At 67.6% G+C, this 19,232-nt stretch carries 11 protein-coding genes; 4 read left to right on the top strand and 7 right to left on the bottom strand.

The window, feature by feature from the left end; all coding sequences use genetic code 11:
* Positions 1-901: 901 nt before the first annotated feature.
* From JM949_RS02810 to JM949_RS02800, 3 genes are all read left to right on the top strand, one after another.
* The gene (locus JM949_RS02810) at positions 902-1,765 is read left to right on the top strand and encodes an RNA polymerase sigma factor (RefSeq protein WP_203146897.1); all 864 of its coding nucleotides are present in this window, start codon (positions 902-904) and stop codon (positions 1,763-1,765) included.
* A 419-nt stretch (positions 1,766-2,184) separates the two neighbouring features.
* Positions 2,185-3,153, top strand: a complete 969-nt coding sequence (locus tag JM949_RS02805; RefSeq protein ID WP_203146896.1) for a replication-relaxation family protein — start codon at positions 2,185-2,187, stop codon at positions 3,151-3,153.
* A 623-nt stretch (positions 3,154-3,776) separates the two neighbouring features.
* Positions 3,777-4,700, top strand: a complete 924-nt coding sequence (locus tag JM949_RS02800; protein WP_203146895.1) for a replication-relaxation family protein — start codon at positions 3,777-3,779, stop codon at positions 4,698-4,700.
* A 1,647-nt stretch (positions 4,701-6,347) separates the two neighbouring features.
* Here JM949_RS02800 and JM949_RS02795 read toward each other — a convergent pair.
* Genes JM949_RS02795 through JM949_RS02780 form a run of 4 tightly spaced genes read right to left on the bottom strand, consistent with a single transcriptional unit; the run spans position 6,348 to position 13,378 of the window.
* Positions 6,348-8,108, bottom strand: coding sequence for an AIPR family protein (locus tag JM949_RS02795; RefSeq protein WP_203146894.1), 1,761 nt, complete (start codon positions 8,106-8,108; stop codon positions 6,348-6,350).
* Positions 8,105-9,103 carry a PD-(D/E)XK motif protein gene (locus JM949_RS02790; RefSeq protein WP_203146893.1) on the bottom strand — a complete coding sequence of 333 codons (999 nt, stop codon included), beginning with the start codon at positions 9,101-9,103 and terminating at the stop codon, positions 8,105-8,107. The genes JM949_RS02795 and JM949_RS02790 overlap by 4 nt, the downstream gene beginning before the upstream one ends.
* Complete coding sequence (locus JM949_RS38950; protein ID WP_203146892.1) at positions 9,100-11,901, bottom strand: Z1 domain-containing protein; 2,802 nt, start codon at positions 11,899-11,901, stop codon at positions 9,100-9,102. The genes JM949_RS02790 and JM949_RS38950 overlap by 4 nt, the downstream gene beginning before the upstream one ends.
* The gene (locus JM949_RS02780; protein WP_203146891.1) at positions 11,891-13,378 is read right to left on the bottom strand and encodes an ATP-binding protein; all 1,488 of its coding nucleotides are present in this window, start codon (positions 13,376-13,378) and stop codon (positions 11,891-11,893) included. Before JM949_RS02780 ends, JM949_RS38950 begins: the two co-directional genes overlap by 11 nt.
* 303 nt (positions 13,379-13,681) lie before the next feature.
* Between JM949_RS02780 and JM949_RS02775 the strand changes: the two genes are divergently transcribed.
* Entirely contained in the window at positions 13,682-15,577 is a 1,896-nt protein-coding gene (locus tag JM949_RS02775; RefSeq protein ID WP_203146890.1) for a DNA cytosine methyltransferase, read from the top strand.
* Here the strand turns inward: JM949_RS02775 and JM949_RS02770 are convergent.
* The 3 genes from JM949_RS02770 to JM949_RS02760 all read right to left on the bottom strand — a co-directional run.
* Positions 15,522-15,968 (bottom strand): very short patch repair endonuclease, encoded by a 447-nt coding sequence (locus JM949_RS02770; protein WP_203146889.1) that lies wholly within the window; start codon positions 15,966-15,968, stop codon positions 15,522-15,524. The two genes, JM949_RS02775 and JM949_RS02770, sit on opposite strands and share 56 nt — an antisense overlap.
* A gap of 218 nt (positions 15,969-16,186) precedes the next feature.
* Entirely contained in the window at positions 16,187-16,909 is a 723-nt protein-coding gene (locus JM949_RS02765; RefSeq protein ID WP_203146888.1) for a hypothetical protein, read from the bottom strand.
* 337 nt (positions 16,910-17,246) lie between these two features.
* On the bottom strand, positions 17,247-19,232 hold a 1,986-nt coding region (locus JM949_RS02760; RefSeq protein WP_238432458.1), incomplete at its 5' end, for a hypothetical protein.

Raw genomic sequence — 19,232 nt, 5'->3', positions numbered from 1 at the left:
GACGCGGTCGCCGCCGCCCGCACGGACAACCTGTCAATCGACCGCCCTCGTTGACACCGGATCGCACGCTTCCCGGGCGAGGCATCCGGGACAGAGTGTTCCCCCCACTGGTGCGCACACCTCAGCGGTCGACATGGGTGAGGTGCCGGGCATGACGCCCAGGGACAGGGACGCGGCATTTGGTCGGAGTTCGTGCCACGCCGGCGTCGTCCGCTGGCCTACCGGGCGTGCCCGGCAGCGGATGCCACGCCGCTGTGAGTCGCCGGAAGTCTTTGTGAGCGGCTGTGAGTCGCTGTGAGTGGGAGGGTGTATAGGGCCCCGGAGACTCTCTTGTCGGGGTCACTTCTCGCACCCGCCCCTACGCTCACAGCCCTGCCAGCACCCCTCGCGCGAGATGACCAGCGGCGGTGCGACCTCGGCGGCGAGAACGGCTGCGGCGCACCTTCGGTGGCACGAAGTTCAACGGAGCTGTCAGTCCGATGCCACCAAGGTGGTTCAGTGCCCCACGAGAGTGATCCGATCGCCGCTGACGGACGAGATTCGCTGACCAGATGGGCGGGGTCAGCGGCTGTGAGTGTCTGTGAGCCGCTGTGAGTCACTGTGAGCGGTGGGCGCGGCTTGACGATCGTGACCTCTTCGCTGAGCCGTCCGGGTGCCGTCCACGGTGCACCTCGGTGGCTCACAGTCCTGCTCAGCCGTACCGCAGCCCGTCCGCGTCGCCCGCGAGGTGCCGGACTGGCGCCCGGAGTTCGGGTGGAGCGCTACGGCGGTCCACTGGGGGCGAAAAGCGGGCCTGACCTGCGCTGTGAGCGTTGTGAGTGGGTCGTGGCGTAATCGGCATCCCAGCGTCGCCGAAAAGACCGCGGCGACCTCGATGGTCTCTGACCGAGGAGTACTGATCATGAGTGTGTCCGACACGATCTCGCCCGCCGCGCCCCTGGACGCCGTCGACGTGGCGTTCGCGGCGCTGACCAGCGATCCGGCGCCCCTGTCCCTCGACCTCGACGAGTTCGGTCCGGATGACGGCCTGCCGAAGGGTGTCCTGGCGCTGCCGGCGCTGCGGGACTGGCTGCTGGCCAACCCGCGCGCCTACACCGTCCGCGACGCGGAGTGGCGGGAGCTGATCCGTCGTGCCCGCCTGGACGGACCGCAGTGGGTCATCGCCGCGGTCGGCATGGCGATGCCGGCGCTGCGCCGCTACGCCAGGCGCTTGTCCGACGGCTACCGCGGCGACCCCGACGACATCAGCGCGGAGATCCTCGCGGGTTTCCTGGCGGCGCTGCGCGACCACGTGGACGTGGCCCGCCGGGCGCCGTACGCGTCGTTGTGCCGGGCCGGGTGGCGCGCCGGGCACGCGTTGCGTCAGCAGGCCGGCGAGTTCACCACGGTCGAGGACGTGGAGCGCGTCACGGGACCGCGGACCCCGCAGGTGCCCTACGGGCATCCGGACCTGCTGGTACGCCGCGCGGTGCGCCTCGGGATCCTCGACGCCGACGACGAGCAGCCCTACATCGACGTGCGACTGGGACGGCGGGCCATGGATCCAATCGCGGCCCGGATGGGCATCAGCACCGACGCCCTGCGCATGCGGTTGGGTCGCATCGACACCCGCCTCGCCGAAGCCCTCGCCAGCGGCATGCTGACCGGCGTGGCGTCGCCGCAGGCCGCCGAGGCGTTGGCGGCGCGAGCCGAACGCCGGGCCAGTCTGCGCGCCGCCAGCCGCCGCCTCTCCACCGCTGCCGCCACCTCGACGGCAGTCGCGTAGGTCGGCTGTCCCAGGAGCCCTCTTCTCACGGCGCCCGTCACCTTCCCCCGGTGAGGGCTCCTGGGACGGATCACCTCAACTGAGAAAACCCCTCGTTGTGAGTGGCTGTGAGTGGGGCAGGCGTTCGCCAGAGCACACAAACGGCGGTTCCTAAATGACGGCACCAGAAGCCGCGCTCGGATTCTCGCCTTACCGCAGGTACCGGCGGGTGATCCGGCCGCGCGGACCAGCCGGTTCCATGCCCGGGCGGCCGTCCGGACACGGAACCGGCGATCTGGCACCGCCCTGTCACCCGCCGCGACGCACGACCGCGATGGCGTGATCCGCCCGAGGTGTGCCGCACCGACGCGGTCGCACAGGCATTCATCCACCCCTGCCACCCCCAATCCGGGGATGGTGCCACCTTGGAGGTACCGGTCATGCCGACCACCTACCATCCCCAATTCACTGTCCCGTCCACCCGACCGATCCCGGCGGAGCTGCTCCTCGCCGAGAGCGGCCGCATGCGCCTGCCCGACTGGTGGGCCGTCGAGATGCTCGCCGAGCACCGCGTCCTGACCACCGCGCAGCTCACCGCACTCGGTTTCGCCACCACCACGGCGTCGGCCACCCGACGTCTGGCGATCCTCGCCCGCCGCGGCTGGATCGACCGCCTCTGGAACACCAGCGCCGCGGCCACCGCCGACACCTGGTGGTGCCTCGGCCCGATCGGCACCCAACTCACCCCACTCGGCGAAGACCACGACGTCACACCGGCGCAGGCGTACCAGGCCCGCGACCGGCTCCGCCAGCATGTGGGCCTGCCCGGCCTGCTGCGGGCCAACGCCTTCTTCGTCGATCTGGCCACCCACGCGCTCACCGAGCCCGGTAGTGACCTGCGCACCTGGTGGTCACCGCGCACCTGCCGATGCGTCACCGCGGCGCGGCATGCCGCCTGGCACGGCGAGTACATCCACGACCGTGACCGCCACGCGTTCTGGTACCAGCCCGACCCCGGCGAGATCCGTCCCGCCGACCTCTCCGACCACGTCCACGCCTACCGGCTACTGGCCGAACGGACCGGCCTGGCGACCCTGCTGTTCCACGCCGCCGACCCCCGGCGAGAGCAGGACCTGCGCCGCTACCTCGAGCGCCGCAACACGCGGCACCTCACCGTCGTCACCAGCAACCCCGAGCACGGCCACCCAGCCGACCCGGTCTGGCAGCCGATCGGCGAGACACACCGCCTCGCCCTGACCGACCTTCCCCACACCCCCGATCAGTGGCCGCCCGACACCGTGACCTTCAAGCAGGTACGGCCCCGAGCCCCACACCCCATCTACGACCCCGAACGCCCCTACGAAGAATCCGTCGCCAACGGCGAGTACCACTACCCGCCGCGACCCTGACCAACCGACCACTGCTCCTCGACGCCCACCCGGGCCGGTCGAGGAGCAGACCGGAGCGACCCACCGAAGCGCCCACCCGGTCACTCTCAGAGGACTGGCGAGGTTGCCGTTCGCTTCGAACCCGAACGGCAACGCCTGCGGCTCTCACACCGCAGGTCACAGCCGCTGTGACCAACGTCGATCGACAGGCGACTGACTGCCAATGTCGCCGGAAGTTCGCCATCGGCGCGAGACCAGGCAGGTTGGCATGTCCAACCAAGCTTTCCGTACAGCCCCTGCGGACCTCCGGTTGCTTCCGTCCGCTGCGGCCGCGGGGCGCACCAACCTCACCCCCACTCGCACCTCTGACCTTGGAGCACCAACGATGATCACCCCGCACCGCGAACCTCACCAGCGTCACCGGCCCGACTCACACCCACCCTCACCGCACCGTCACGCCGAACCCGTTGTGCCCGGCGCTTCAGCAGTCAGTGCCGATCTCCGTTCTACCGTCCGTCTTGATCCTGACCCCCAACCTGACCCCTCACGGCCGCTCACAGCCCAGGTCAGCCCCGCTGTCAGCAGTTGGGGACCACTCCAGACAGACCCTCCAGTCTCGGGTCTCTCCCCAGGGGCTGGTGCCCATGGGTAAACACCTACCGACCGCGGATCCGCTGCTGCGTCTGCAGGCCAGCATCACTGCCCGCGACAACCGGCTCCTGGGCTGGCTCTACGACCACGGCGTGCTTACCACCGACCAGATCGCCGCCGCCCTGTTCCCGTCCCTGGACTTCACCCAACGCCGGCTACGCCGCCTCACCGCCCTGCGAGCGGTCGACCGGTTCCGACCCAACAAAGCCGACGGCGGCTCCCACCCCTACCACTACGTCCTGGACCAACTCGGCTACGACCACGTCCACGCCCAACGCGGACTCCCACGAGGCCGCCGGGACCAAGCCCGCCGCCGCAAACACTCCCTGACCAACCGACCGGACCTGCCGCACCTGCTCGGCGGCAACCAGGTCTTCATCGACCTCGCCGCCCACGCCCGCACCCACCCCGACAGCGACCTGGCCCGCTGGGAGCCCGCGTCGGCCTACCACGAACCCGGCACCCTCTACCGTGAAGGCGGCGACCCGAACATCATCCTCGCCGGAGCGACCGGCTTCCCCCGCCCGGACGGCGCAGGGATATGGACCGAGCACGAACGGGCCGTGCCGTTCTTCCTCGAGTACGACACCAGCGGCGAGAACCTGCATGTCCTCATCGACAAAGTCATCAAATACGAGCGGCTGTACATGCTGAGCACCTGGGCCTGGCCGGTGCTGCTGCACCTACCCTCCGCTCGACGCGAGGCGAACCTGCACAACCGCCTCGCCGGCGCCGACCTGAAGACGGTCATCGCCACCACCACCGCCGAACTGCGCACCGCACTCGCCGCCAGCCCCGCCCACCAGATCTGGCAACTGCTCGGCCGTACCGGCCGTCACCGCCTCATCGACCTGCCCTACACCGACACCCACTACCCCACCCACGACCAGCCCACCCCGGACGAGCGGGCCGCCTAATGAGGGGGAGCGGAAAACGAGCGGGCTCGTACGCGACCCCGCCGGCCGCCATCGCCGCTCCGGTATGGCTGCTTCCCGACGAGCCCACCTCCCGCGCGACGCCGCAGCTCCTCGCTGGCCGCGTCACCGCCCAGACTCGCGCCCAATGTCACTACGACGAGACAGCCGCGGCCTCCGTCCGGCGCGAGCGCATCGACCTCGTCGGCGACACCTGCGCAATCACTTATCCCCGCCCCGACCCCGACGGCGAGCACTGGCGTGACGGCGAGGTGTGCCCGTACTGCGCCACAGGCACGCCACTGCCCTACGAGCGGCACGGCCAAGTCGCCACCCCTGGATCAGCGACTGACCACCGTCCGCGCCCACCTACACGCCGCACGCGAGACTCCACCATCCCGGACCCACCGCACGGTCGAAGAGGCCGCACCACCGAGGGTGCGCGGCCCGCAAGCGGGCTCAGGCACCGACGTCAGCGCTGGCACGGTCAGCGGGTGCTGAGCCCGCACGATCGCCAGCGTGGGCAGACGACTTGACCTTCAAACGAAGATGGGCGTCGATCGTATCCACCGCTGGCCCATCGATTCGGGAGGACGGCGGACACGATCGACGGAAGGGTCCTGCCATGTCTCGCGAACGCCTCAGCCTGCTCGCCGTGATACCCGACGACGTTACCGACCCGCTGCTGTGGCGGCTCGCCCTCGACGTCACCGCCGCACACCAACCGGACCACCACGGCAACTGCCGCAACCTGCAATGCACCCACCACCGCGGTATGTGTCCCGCCGCCCGCAACGCCCGCCAGGCCATGAACCTCGCCCGACAGGCACGCCCGCCCGCCGTCCCGCCCGCGCCCCAACGCGCGTGGGGACGCGCAGCCGTGACCACCCACCGACCGGCAGCGTTTCGCGGCTGGTTTGCGACCAAGGCACCCGTGCGGCCGGTGGCAGACCGCCCGTCACGGCAGACATCCCCACGACCAGCCTTGGCCGCCAATGCTGCGTAGAACTACACGGCTGTCTCCGAAAAAACAAGCGCCGCGTTGGGCGCGCTGCGCCGGCTTTACGGCGTGCGGGTTCGGAACTTCGGCCACGAGTGCACCCAGCCGTGAAGCCTTGAGATCCTCGCAGTCGAGGCGGCGCTGGCTGCTGACGCGCGGCGGCGGATAGCTGCTGCTCGCCCCGATCAGTGGCAGCGGCATGGGACTCGGTGCCGTACGGCTCGCCGCCCTACTCGATGCCGCCCTCGACACGATTGTCTGGGACGCAGTGCTGCTCAGGGCCGCCTGCCACACCGTCTCGCCGCGCCCGCCGCCCTTACCCGCCGGGTGAGCTGGAGCGAGGGTGGTGGCGTGGTCTTCGGGCTGTACATCGCGGCGCCGCTGCCATTCTTCTGCTTGCAGCTTAGGACAGGATCGGCCGCAGGGGGCCTCCACCCTCGCTGCAGGCCTTGCGCACCGGATCAGTGACCGGGCGACAGCCACGCCGCTGCATCTCGTGGTGGATCGTTGACGAACCTTTCAGGCGCGAACAGAGTTGCTCTCCATAGCGGTCCTGTCAGCTGATAGGCAGGGGAGCTCTTCGAGTACGGACGTGCCGAGGCAATTTTCTGGTCCTAGGGATCTTTCCATTTTCCACTGGCGAGGGATGCCTATGGTGCCATGGCCAGGCCGGCGAGGTCGGGCGGCGGTTGCCAAGCAACCTGTTGAACGCTGTGCCAACAGGCTTCCTTCTTGCACCACTCCGTGATGTTTGCCGAGTCGGGCGGATCGATGATGACCTGGCGAACGAGCTCGGTTACGTTCGGGATCACGGCCGCCACCGAGCTGGGCAGGCTTTGTAGACGCCACACCAGGTCAAGGTCGATTCCCCCACCGAGCCGCTCCAGGATGAGGGCCATAACGTAGGCGGCGGTCTGACCGGGGTACCCCCCCAGCTTCATGCCCAGGACACGGGAGCGGATCCGTTGGAAGAGGATGCCCTTAGCGATGAGGTGTTGAAAGTACTGGACGCTCGGCTCGTCTCGCTCATCGAGATGGCACTGCAGGGTCCACTCGTGGAAGCACTTCTCGGCGCCGAGGCTGACGGTGTGGGGTTGCCGTAGGTAGGCCATCTCGTACTTGGCAGCGTCGGTCTTGCCGAAACGCTGGGCCGGGGGATGCTCCTGCTCGAACCTACCCAGCTGGCCCCTGCCGCGCAGTCGGCTGCGCTCTACCTGGTACTGACCGCGGACGCGTTCGTAGTACCAACGGGTCTGGCGGGTGGCGCCGCCGACCGCCGGTGCCCACACCGCCCGGGAGACGCGCTCGAGACCTACGTGGAAGGCGCCATTGGCTTCGAAATCGGCGGGCCGGATGGCGTTCTGCGAGTTGGCGTAACGCGATATACGCGGTACCAGTTCGTCGAGCATGTCGGCCGGTACAACCGTGATCTTCGCCATGACGTGGACGTCGCTCAGGTCCGCCTTGAGCGTGGCCGCGTGGTGTAGTGAAGCAGTGGTCTGACCGCCGTTGACGATCTGCAAGTCGTGCAGCCGTGTGAGCACGGTGGCTCCGTCCACCCTTCGGAACGCGACGTCGGTGGCGGTGGCCGAAATGCCGTTGTTGTAGGCCAAGAAGCGGCCGGGGGCCGTCCGGAGTGTCGTGTGGATCTCCTTATTCACGCGTCCGCGCGCCTGCAGATAAGCACGAACATTGCGTTGCAGCAGTCGGCCGCTGTGCTGTTCGTAGAGATCAGCCAGCAGCTGCCCCGGCAGCACGGCGAGCAGGCAGCGATATCCATCGGACTGCTTCGGTGACTCCAGTACCGGCACCACCTCCCCCATCGCCTCAAGGTCGATGACGATTTCCTCCTGCACACGCCCTGAGGTTGCCAGCCGGTGCAGCCGGGTGATGTCCCAGACGTCGTACGTGGCTGGTAGTCCGGCGACTATGCCCGCGTCGAGACGGTCGAGCGTGGTACGCCCGTCGGTGACGAGCAGTATCCGAACCTTTCGGAGCTGTTGCCACTCGGCGTGGATCCTCTGCGCCATGTCGTATGCGGGTGAGGACTCCTCCATCCGTCGGTGCAGGCCGTCGCGGCAGGCCTCGGCGAACGCGGCAGCACGGCGGAAGAGCTGGTCGACCTGGCTTCTGGTGACTGTCGTGGCTCCCCGATCGGTCGCCCTGGTCACCAGATCGAGAACGGTGCCGTCCTGGCCGATGTGGTACCCGGCGACTTCGAGCGACGGGCGGCCCGTCTGCCGCAGGTAGCAGACGTGCAGGTCCTCTAGTGCCCCGTCGGCCATCAGTCGTTCGCCGACCACGCGTACGAACATGTCGCCGTTCATGCTCTCAGGCTCGAGGGCCAGCCGCTGATTGACCTCGACGCGAAGGTCCTCGGCGAAGTCCGCAAGGTCCGTGTTGCCGGTCACGGCACCTCCTCAGGGGTGTGCTGACGCAGCAGCTGCGCCAGGTCGCGCTCGGTGAGGAGGAACGGGGCGCACTGGTCGAGTTCCACCGAGTAGCTCACCGAGCGGACCCCGGTGGGAACATCGCGGGGGGTCAGGCGTGGAAAACCTGGAACCACCTGGTAGCAACGTCGCGCCGTGAGACCGTAGCGCTCACGCTCGTACTGGTGGCGGTGCACATCGAGCCAACCGGCGTGCAGCAGGCGTTCCTCCAGCAACAACCGGTACCCGGCCAAGGCAGGGTCGGCACGCACAGCATCGATGATCTCGGGCAGGGTGACACCTCCGTCGAAGCCGGAGCGCACGCTCTGGTGTACCAGGCACAGGAGCTCGATGTCGGCGGTGTCGAGCTGGCGTTCGTTGCTAATCCGGCAGTGTTCCGGATCGCGGTACGACACACACTTGACCTCCAGCGCGGCGCGGCCGTGCCGGAAGTCCTGGGGGGCGCCCGTCGGCCCCACCCACGCCTGCAGGGCCGCCGGCCCCCAAGCGGGCAGGGCGATCTCGCGAAGGGCGACGAGTTCACCGAAAAGGCCCAGCTGAGCCTGCGCCGAGAGGCCGGTGTTAAGTCCGGCCGCCAGCATCTTCTGCCAGCACCGAATGCGGTGTACCAGCGCCGCTGTCGGCTGGGCGGCGGCGGTACCTGCGTGATGGACGAGGTCGGCCACCAGAGTGCAGAACAGCTCGGCCTCGACGTTCGGCTCGGCCTGCACCCGGACGGTCCCGCCCTGGGTGCTGCACCTGAGCCCGGCGGTGTTCAGTAGCTGCTGGTCGTCAACGGCGTCAGCGGCGGTGACGACCAGCGCTCGCGTCCGTTCGGGCAGCGCGACCTCGACGTGGATGTCGAGATGACGCAGGTCGGCACGCAGCCGGCGCCGCAGGACACCGGGCTGGTCGGGGGGCGCTAGTTCCATCTGGGCGAACAGGCGGGCGATCTCATCAACGGTGTGTGCGGTCACTCGAGATCGTCCTCGGACTGGCCCAGTTCCTCGGCGCGGAGGCTTTTGGCGAGGTTCTCGATGAACACGTTGTTGACCTTGTACTGCAGGCGCTTGGCGTTGTCGGACCGCGGGAACGGAACCGCGAACCCGATCAGGAGGTCGTCGTCCTGGTTGGTACCCGGGTCGACGCGATAGACCACGAGCAGGCCCTCGGCGGGGTCCCGCATCCTGCGCAGCACCTTTCCACTGGGGCGTTTCACCGTGGTCTGGTCTCCGGCGAGAGCCTGGGTACGTTTCTTCGCGGCGGCGAGTTGCTCGGCGTCGAAGCCGATCGCCTCGTCGGTGGGGCTGACCAACACGCCGACCTCGTGCTCCCTGCACCTAGCGGGGTCGCTATTGGTGGTGTTCTTCCGGGTGATACGCCGCAGCTCGACGCCGTCGATGGTGTCGGTGGTGTCGGCCTTGCCGGCGACGATCGCTACGATCCACCGGGTCAGCTCACCCTTGCTCTCCTGTGCCTCGATGTACTCGACGAGGACCTTCGGGGTGGCCTGGACGTTCCGGGGCGACGCCCGGAAGTCGTTCAGGAAGTCCTTGACGACGGCAGCGGGCACCTCGGAGCGGAAGTAGCCTCGTTGACCGCGGGGGCGTCGTTCGACCGAAAGCTCGGGACAGTTGAGGGTGTTCTCGACCAGCCGGTCGAACACCGTCTTGTTCGCTGCCTTCGTCACCGGGTCGGAGAGCATGACCAGTGTTTCGGGTCGCTCACCGGAGAAGGTGAAGGACAGCGTGGTGGCAGATCGTCGCTTGGCTGCGGCGGTGACCTGGAGTTGACCGTAGCCATCTTCGATCTTGAGCCCGACGTCCCTGGGGGTGTCGCCGTTCGCTGCCACGGTGCCGACCACGTCCATCAGGTTGCGGTTGGCGCGCGTGATGTGGACGTAGTAGTCGACCAGTTCCTGGGTCGTGTACAGGCGAGTGACGTCCAGGTAGCCGGGCCGATAGCCGAACCAGCGGCCCATCTGCAGCAGCGTGTCATAGGCCTTGGACGCGCGCAGGTAGTAGGAGACCGTCAACCCCTCCAGCGTGAGACCCCGGGACAGCTTATCGCCCCCGACGGCCACGACAGTCACCGGCGTGGACCCGTACTCGAGCACGTCCTGCGCGGTGCCGTTGATCGCCTTGACGTTGCCCGCCGCCTCCGCAAGCACCTCGGGCAGGATCTCCTGCACCTCCTTGAGGACCACCGGTTCGCCCACGGCGTCACCGAGGTTATCGCGGGCGGCAAGGTCGAGGTGCACGGGAACGAAGGCCTGCTTCCAAAGCTTGGACAGGCGTCGTCGCAGCGCCGCACCGGCCGCGCCGTGGTCCCCCCACGTGTCGCGCATGTGCGCGAGGTGCTGACGGACCTGGTTGACGACAGCCGTCTGAATGTCGGTGAACCGAGTGACATGGATGAGCATGGAGTTGTGGTCGGGCCGACCGCCCGGCCGGGCGGCACGGACCTTACGCACCGCGGTAGCCAGCACGAAGGCGTCGATCGCGTTTACCAGTGAGGCAGGCAGCCGGGCCGGTGGCCGGTGGCCGCCCTTGTGCTTGTCAGGCATCCACGTTTCGTGGTCGTCGACGACGCTGACGATCGGTAGGGGCTGACGAACCTCGTCGGCGGTGGGGTCCTCGAGCCCGAAGACGGTCTCCGGGCCGCAGTAGTTCGTCGGCGGCCGCAGTGCGAGGACCAGGTGGCGCGGAAACAGATCGGGACCATGCTCCGGATGGTCGGTGTCGTGCGGGATGAAGATATTGCCGAACGGGGTGGCCGTATAGGCGAGGTAGGCCCTCTTGTCGAACAGGCCAAGCAGGTCACGGATGGCCGCGTTGATCGCGGTGGGGTCGTGCTCGGGATCGCTGTGCGTCTTCTTGTCAGGAGTCTTGCGCGTATCGATCGACGCGTCGTCGGCCTCGTCGTCGATGAGCAACAGCGGCAGGTCGGCCAAGGCGCCGTCCTTGTTGAAGTTGGCCAACCAGCCAGTCAGGTTCTCCAAGATACTCTTGTACTTCTTGACAACGATCAGAACGCGGTTCTTGCGCAGGTCGACGGCGGTGCTCTGGGCCACTGCCTTCTTGAAGTCCGACTCAGTTGTCGTCAGTGGGAAGCACTGCACGGGGTGGCGGAGGCCCAGGGTGCCCACGCCGATATCGCCGAGTCCCGCACCCTCACCGCGGGTGCGGGTGACCCTGGTGTTGAACCCGAGGAACTCCAGATCCAGCCGTGCCTGGGTCTGGGTGCGCAGGCTCTCGTGTCGCCCGGCGAGCACGATCACCACGTGGTAACCGGCGTCCACAGCCTTGCAGATGGTGCCGGTGTAGTTGGCGGTCTTGCCGGACTGCACCTGCCCGTAGACCAACCCGTAGAAGGCCCACGGGCCGGCGCGTTCTGGGTCCTCCAAGCGGTCGAGGATCACATCGGTCGCCTCGTCCAGGGCCTCCACCGGCTGGGGTTTCCAGCTCCGACGGGACGCGAGCCAGGTGCGGTAGCGGTTCCAGTAGTCAAACGAAATCTTCTCCCGGCGCTCCGGGTACCACGGTTGGTGGGCGTCGGGACTGGTCACTGCCACCGGGCGGGGTACCCACACGTCGAATCGCGACTCCAACTCCTCGACGAGCCGGTCAACATCGACAGGACCAATCACGCTGGCAGGCTTCGCGGCGGTCTCGGCCGCCTCGCGGATCCGCTCGATCGTCCGATCGGTACGAGGCTGGCTCAATAGAAGCTTCTCGGCGACGTCGAGGGCCATCGTGAACGGATCAATGTGCACCTGCTGCTCCTTCGGCGTCCAAGGCGCGGTCGAGCGCCTCGGGGAAGCGATTGAACGGCTCGGTCGACCGGAGGGCGGCGACGACAGCCTGCCGGCTGTGCGGTTCATGGGGTAGCGCGGCGACCGCGGCGCGAAAGAGTGCGGCCACCTCGTCTTGGCCAGCGCCGTCGAGAGGTGCCTGCGCCGCGCGGTCGGGAGCGGCCGTCACCTCGGTAGCGATCAGGCCGACGGGCAGTGCTTCCTCCACCAGTCGTAGGGCCACCTCTACAGCCGCCTTTTCCTGGGTTGCCAGTGCGGCTGCGACAACTGGGTGGTCCCGGTTGATCTGGTAGCCAATCTGGCCCCGCCGGCTGCGCTGTTGCCAGACGAAGGTCAGTGCACCGCTGTCCCTCCGGCTGGCGGGAACCACCGACGTGCCACGGTGGCGGAAGACCTGCTCGGAGCGCGTACGTGTGAGCACCGCGATCTCGCGTAGCCGGTCGCGTAGTACTGGTGGCGGGCTGACCCGGGCCTTACGGATGTCGACCTGCCAGTAGTGGTCGTCGTCGCTGGTGACCTCGACCGCTATGCGTGCGAGCTGGCACTGCGGCGTGCGGCGCAGGCCGGCGAGTCCGAGCCAGCCTCCCAGCGTGAGGAGACGGTTGTTGCGGTAGACGTAGAAACCCTGGTGCGAGCTCCACCCCGAGGCACCGGTGGCTGCCAGGGCCTCGACGTTGGTAAGCCGGGAGGGGTGCGGAAGGACGTAAGGTGTCACGCCGGCGGTCGACAGCCCGCCCTCCACCAGCGCGGAGCCGAGGTCCTGGGTCGCTGGGTGCGCCGTCAGAAAGGGGTCCCAACCCCGCACCCGTTGGCCACCGACGGTCAGGCGGAGGCGTCCGTCGCGCAGGAAGCGACCGAATACCGCCGCCAGCTGGTCGCGCACGCCGGCCATGCCGTCGGTCAGCTGACTCCCGTAACCACAGCGGTCGAGGTCACGCCACAGCACCATCGTCCCCGGGAAGGCCATCCCGAGTTGCTCTGCTATGCGTAGCGCCTCGTCATCAACGCTGTCGAGGACGTACCAGTCGCCCCGCTCAGCAACGAATCCCAGATCCCAGGTGCGGGCAGCCATGGCGCCGGCGGCCGTGCGCGTGAGAACGGTGAGCCTGCGGGCCTGCGAGAACGAGGCAGTCTTCAGCCCGAGGCCGAAACGGCCCAGGTCCCCGCGTGGGCGCGGCGCCAGAGGTCCATCCACGCCTAGGTGCATGGCCCGGTGGAGCTGCTCCTCGGTCATGCCCCTGCCGTCATCGACCACAGCCACCCAGCCGGTTCCCCGATCGGCGTTGTACTCCACGCTGACCGAGCGGGCGCCAGCGGTCACAGAGTTGTCGGCTAGGTCGGCAATCGCGTCCGGTAGGTGGTAACCCAGGGCGCGCAGGGACTCGATCAGAGCAGCGGCGTTGGGGGGTGCGTGCAGTGCGCGCGGCTCGACCGTCATCGGTGCCCTTCACTCGTGTTACAGGGCGCCAGCATACGACCCCTCTCCGACGTTCTCCGTCCCACGAACGGGGCGAGATCACCGCGACCTGGTGGGGTTGGGGGCACCAGGCGTGCCGGCGGACGGACCGCCTACAGTGGCGAGACCGGCGAGACCGGCGGGCGCCGACGAGGACGACCCGGACAGTGCAGCGCTGCGACGTGACGAAAAGCGATCATCGTCGTACAGTGTGCCTGACCGGTCGTTCATACACACGTGCGACCGAAATCTGCGTGAGGTACCGATTGGGGGGACGGCGTCCGGGTGGCCACCTACGGTGTGAAGCTGCAGCGGAGCGACGACCTTCGACTCCTCCCTCGCGAGGACAGCTGCAGCCTGGAGTCATTCCCGCAGTGGTGTGAACAACGGCTGGCTGCGGGCGGGCGCCTCGCGGTCGACCTGTTCTCCGGGGCCGGCGGATTGAGCCAGGGCCTGACCGACGCAGGGTGGACCGTCGCCGCCGCCGTGGACCACGACCGCAAGGCGCTGGACACTCATCGGGCGAACTTTCCAGGGCTAGCTCTGGACGTCGATCTCGGCGATGACGTCGCCCGGGCAGGTCTCGTGCGACTCCTCCGGAAGGTCAACATTGACCTCGTGGCCGGAGGGCCGCCCTGCCAGCCGTTCAGCCGGGCGGGGCGTAGCAAGATTCGCAGTCTGGTCGAAGCGGGCAAAAGAGACGAAGAAGACCACCGCAAGGAACTGTGGCGTGCCTTCGTCGACGTCGTTCTCAAGGTCCGCCCACGAGCGGTGCTGATGGAGAACGTGCCGGACATGGCACTTGGCGATGAGATGTTCGTGGTGCGAACCATTGTCGCAACGTTGGAGCAGGCCGGTTACCGCACACAGGTCCGGCTGGTCGACGCGTGGCGCCACGGAGTTCCCCAACACCGCCAGCGGCTGATCCTGCTCGCCCGCCGAGACGATGGGGCGTTCACCTGGCCGGAGGAGGCCGAGCACTTCACGACTCTGCGAGAGGCCATCCATGACCTGCCGCGGCTACAGTTGGGCACCGGCGGACGTCGGATGGAACATAGGTCAGAGCATCTGAGCCCATTCGCCCAGCGCATGCGACGCAATGCTGAGAACGGGCTCGTGTTCGATCACATGACCCGCCCCGTCCGGGATGACGACCGCAAAGTCTTCGCGCTGATGACGTCGAAAACCCTCTACTCCGCCATCGACCCGAGCCTGCGTCGGTACACCGCCGACACCTTTGATGACAAGTACAAGCGCCTGGACTGGGACGACCGGAGTCGGTCGATCACCGCGCACATCGCCAAGGATGGCTACTGGTACATCCACCCGGAGGAGCACCGCACCCTCACCGTCCGTGAGGCAGCACGCATCCAGACGTTCCCCGACAGCTTCCGTTTCGCCGGAACCCGCAGTGACGCCTTCCGACAGATCGGCAACGCCGTACCACCGATGCTCGGTGAGGCCGCCGCACTGGCACTCATGGCTCAAGAGGAAACGTCAGACGACGAGCACCGCGAGTGGGGTACCGTCCGCAAAATTCTCGCTCAGCACGCCACCCGTCAGCGTCTGGGCGATCACTGGTACCTGCTGCCGTCGCAGGGCCGTGCACCCGCCTTGGCGGCGCTGGTGGCGATGATCGGTGGCCAGCCTGGACTCGGCGCCACACTGGAACCTCTACGAGACACAGCCCCCCTGACGCGGCAACTGCTGGAACGCGTTCTTGACGGTAGGACCACGTCAAGGCTTCGTAACGCCGTCGAGCGGCTCGCCCCGCTGCTGGACGACCCCGACGTCGCTCACAACCCCGACCAGCTGGAGATCAAACTCCGACTGCGGGCAGCCGAGACAGACCTCTTCCGACTACTCCTCGGCGAAGACCGCCTGGTACCCAACCAGACGGCAACCCGCGTGGCAGCACGAGTGGTCGGCAGCGACTCACACACGACGAACCGACTCACCGCCGGCAGGCTCGACCTCGCGCTGCTCGTTGGGTCTGGGGTACACGCAGCATCGCGCATGGCAGCCGTGCGGCTACTGGGCGCTACCGTTTGCCGGACTGAGCCCAGCAGGCAACTTTGTCGAACGTGCCCCCTTCGCAACAACTGCCACTTCGGCGCGCGCTTCGTCAGCTCTGGAAAGCCCGCTGCACCTGTCGGGCCGCAGCCATCACATCAGCTTTGATCTCACACTCCCACAGTCGCACCACGCGCCACCCTGCATCGGCCAGGGCAGCATCGTTGCGGCGGTCCCGCTCCTGGTTGTCCCGCAGTTTCTGACGCCAGCGATCCGCATTCGGTCCTCGGAAGGCCTGCGGTCCGTGCTGGGGACAACCGTGCCAGAAGCAGCCGTCAACGAACACTGCCAAGCGCCGCCCCATGAACACGAGGTCAGGTTTGCAGCGGCCGACCACCTGTCGCTGCAGCCGGAAACGCATCCCGAGGGCGTGCACGGCGCTGCGGAGGGCGATCTCTGGTCCTGTGTCGCGTACCCGGCGCCCGCGCAGATGCGCGCCGGCCTGGGTCGAGACCCAACCCCGAGCGTCAGTGCCGCTACCAGAGCCCGCCTGCCCCATGCCACCAGGATAGTGATCGGCATGGCCGTCCGCGCCCGGCCGCCACATGGAGCCTGGAGCCTTCCCAAGGCAGACCAAAAGCGGGCCGGCTTCCGGCCAATTCTCAGCAGGCCGTCGCAGTCCTACTGGCGACCCGTTGATCCGAGCAGCCAAGAACCTCCCCAAGGCTACGACGGACAGGGCTGCCAGGAAGAAGCGTCCAATGACTCGCCAGACGCTCAGCAGTTGAACAGCGACTGCTGCCCGTCCACTTCGACGCGATCCTCCGGGGGTTGTTCATCATTCGAGGACGGCCCCCAGCACAGGGGCGGTGGCGGATCGTGTTCAGCCTTGGCCAGAATGGCTGCGGCCAAGTCCATCATCTCCTTGATCGACCGCGCATGGATAGTCAGAAACTGCGGACGCAGGTCATCGAGGTCGAATCCGCAGGACGCGCTCTCGACCAGCGGCTGCAACCAGTCCGCGTGCACTCGGTCGATGGCGGCCACAACCACCGGCCGCTCGGCCCAGGATCGCTCGGCGTGACTGCGGCAACTGGCAGCCGGCACGCACCCGATCGCCGCCAATGCATACGTTAGCCCGGCGACCCCGAGTTCAAGGTGACACAGAGTGACCGAGTCGACGTCACCATGTTTGGCAAGCGCGGCCATGCCTGCCTCATCCTCGGGATCTTCGGACGGGAAATCAGGGTTGTGTGCTTCGATCAACCGGGCGAAATACTCGAACGTCGTAGCATCGTTCGCCGCGGCGTCGACTGCAGTTGCCGCAGCCCGTTCGTCGGCTACCACCTGGGCCGCTTCCGACAACGGCACATCGAATATCGCCCACACGCCTTGGAAGAATCCGACGCCCTCTTCATGGATTTCGTCTTCTGCCGGCATCCAAAACGGTGCATTCTCCGGAAAAGCCGGATCAAGCTGGATGTGGGTGTGGGGGATCAACCGCATCTCCTCTCGAAGCCTCGAAGCAGTCAACCACTTTGAGGGCGCAGAACGCAGTTTGCGGCGGGGGACTCGTACGAGTCAGAGGGATTGTTCGCCCGGCCCGCCACAGTGGCGCCGCCAGCATGCTCCCATCGCCGGCGGGCATCTCGGAAACGATATGCGAGCCCCCAGCGAAATCACCACTCGCTCTTCCTTACAGGTTAAACTGCGCGATCTGCGGCCCACGGCTCAAGTTGCGTGATCTACGGCCCACGGAGGTCGGCCCGCCAGCCGAGGTGGGCCTGAAGATGATCCAGCGCGACATAGGGCCGCCGACGGAGAGCCAGGTGTCTAGCTAGGCGAACAACGCGGTGGCGACGTCAGGCGCGAGCGGTATGCCGGCGCGCCAGGCGTCGGCCGCAGTCTTGATCTCTTCATGGGCGATCACCGAGCCACGGCCGTCGAGAAGACCTGTCAGGGTGACCCGGAGCGTCATCCGTGCCAGATCGCGCCCGAACGACGCGACAGTGTCCACGGCGTCCGACGAGGCTGGGCCACCATGGGCGAGCGCGTTCCGCAGCCGCTGGAGGCGATCGACCTGCGAGGTCCAGTCCACTTCCAACTGGCTGCACCACTGCTCCAGCGTCGCGGTTGTTGCCAGCCGGTCGGCGAGGGTGGTCAACCGGCGACTGGTGCGGGTGTGAACCGGGTGCATCGATCGGAGGCCGGGCAGGGCCGCCAAGGCGTGGTCCAGGTGACTGGTGTAGGCACCTCGACCATGATTCACTTGGAGCTTGCCGCGGAGGCTGGTCATCTGCGCGCGGTGCTCGGGCGCGACAGCGTGCGGCTCACCGGCAGCTTCGATACACGTATTGAATAGGTGAGCTCGAATCCGGCTTCTGATCCACTGCTGCTGCCAGGTGCATGTGAGGAACTCGTACCACTTGCCGCCGCCGACAAGGGACGCGACCCACTCCACCACGCGTACGTCGAGAACGACGCGGGGCAGGTTCGACTGCTCCCCAGCCTCCTGCCACCACCGCATTAGGTTGATCACCTCGTGCAGCTCTTCCGGCACCGGCGAGAGCCGCGCTCCCAGCGTGGCGGAGAGATCCTCCAGCACATCGCCGGTCGGATCTTCATGCGGCACCAACTCAGGCTCCGGCTTCGGTGCAGAGAGCAGGGGCATGCCGGTAACACGGCCATCGACTGCGTGGATGTAACCGCTCCACGGCGTCCAGTTGCGGGTACCGGTCTCGAACTTCGCGACCGCAACGGTCGCGTGGGCGAGGTCCGTGGCGCGGCGGATTGGATCAGCGAAGCGCCCCTGACCCAGATCGACACGGGCGAAGACGAGATCGTCGTCAGTGGGGATGTCCTTAGGCCTCAGCCACCCGTCGGTTCGCCGGAGCTCGGCAGGCACCCACTCCTTTCCTGGCCCGGTCATGCCGATCATGGCCTGCATCATCGGCGCGCAGTAGAAGGTGACCGGACCCACGGCGAAGTACGAGGTGTCGATGTGGGCCTGACCAAACGCGAACCATACGACGTGGTGGCCGCCCTGCGCACGGGAGGCGATCAGTTGCTCACACAGTGCAAGTCGCGCGGCTTCGTCCAGCCCGGCCGCCTCATCAAGACCTGGCCACGTCGCCACGTCGTCCCGATCGAGATCACCGATGTGAACACGGGCCTCGGTCACGAAGGCGGCGCTGTCGTGAAGTACGCCGGTCAGGGTCCGCCCGGTGATGCGGAGGCTGATTTCGGCCCTGGACAGCAGTGCGCGGAACAAGTCGCGGCGGCTGCCGAGGTCGTCGGCGGAGGTTCCGCTCGTCTGGCAGGCGTCCACCAGGTCGCGCCAGGCCGCAACGGCTACCGCCGGCTCCGTGAGCCGGGCCAGCAGCTTCTCTACCGTCGCCTTTGGCGCCGGCACCCCCGCCAACCACCCGCCCACCGCGCCGTCGACTTTTCCCTTCTGCGAGACGATCGCGATGAGCCGTCGGGACTGGTCGTCCACATCGAGGAGATCTTGGCCCAGTTCCGTCCGCAGATGCTGGCCGCACCTGCCGGCGGCAAGACGGAGGTCTTCCATCGCCGACCTCCACGGTTGCTTCCGCACACCGCTGAACGGCCCGGTGATCCAGCTTCGAACCTCCGAAAGGGCGAGCGGCAGAGCTACACCGCCGGCTCGGCCCCACGGCTGGTCATCAGAACGGGTCCACCAACCAACCGCGTCGTGCAGCTCATCGACCCAGCTCGGCGGGAAACGGAACGCAGGCCCGGAAGGAAACACAGAGGCAAGTATCTCAACGCCCGAGGTCCGCCGGGAGTGGGGCAGCGCGCC

It is taken from the genome of Micromonospora tarensis (assembly GCF_016803395.1).
Lineage (GTDB): Bacteria > Actinomycetota > Actinomycetes > Mycobacteriales > Micromonosporaceae > Micromonospora > Micromonospora tarensis.
Note: the sequence above shows the minus strand (reverse complement) of the source record. Positions and strands in the feature narration are given on the sequence as shown.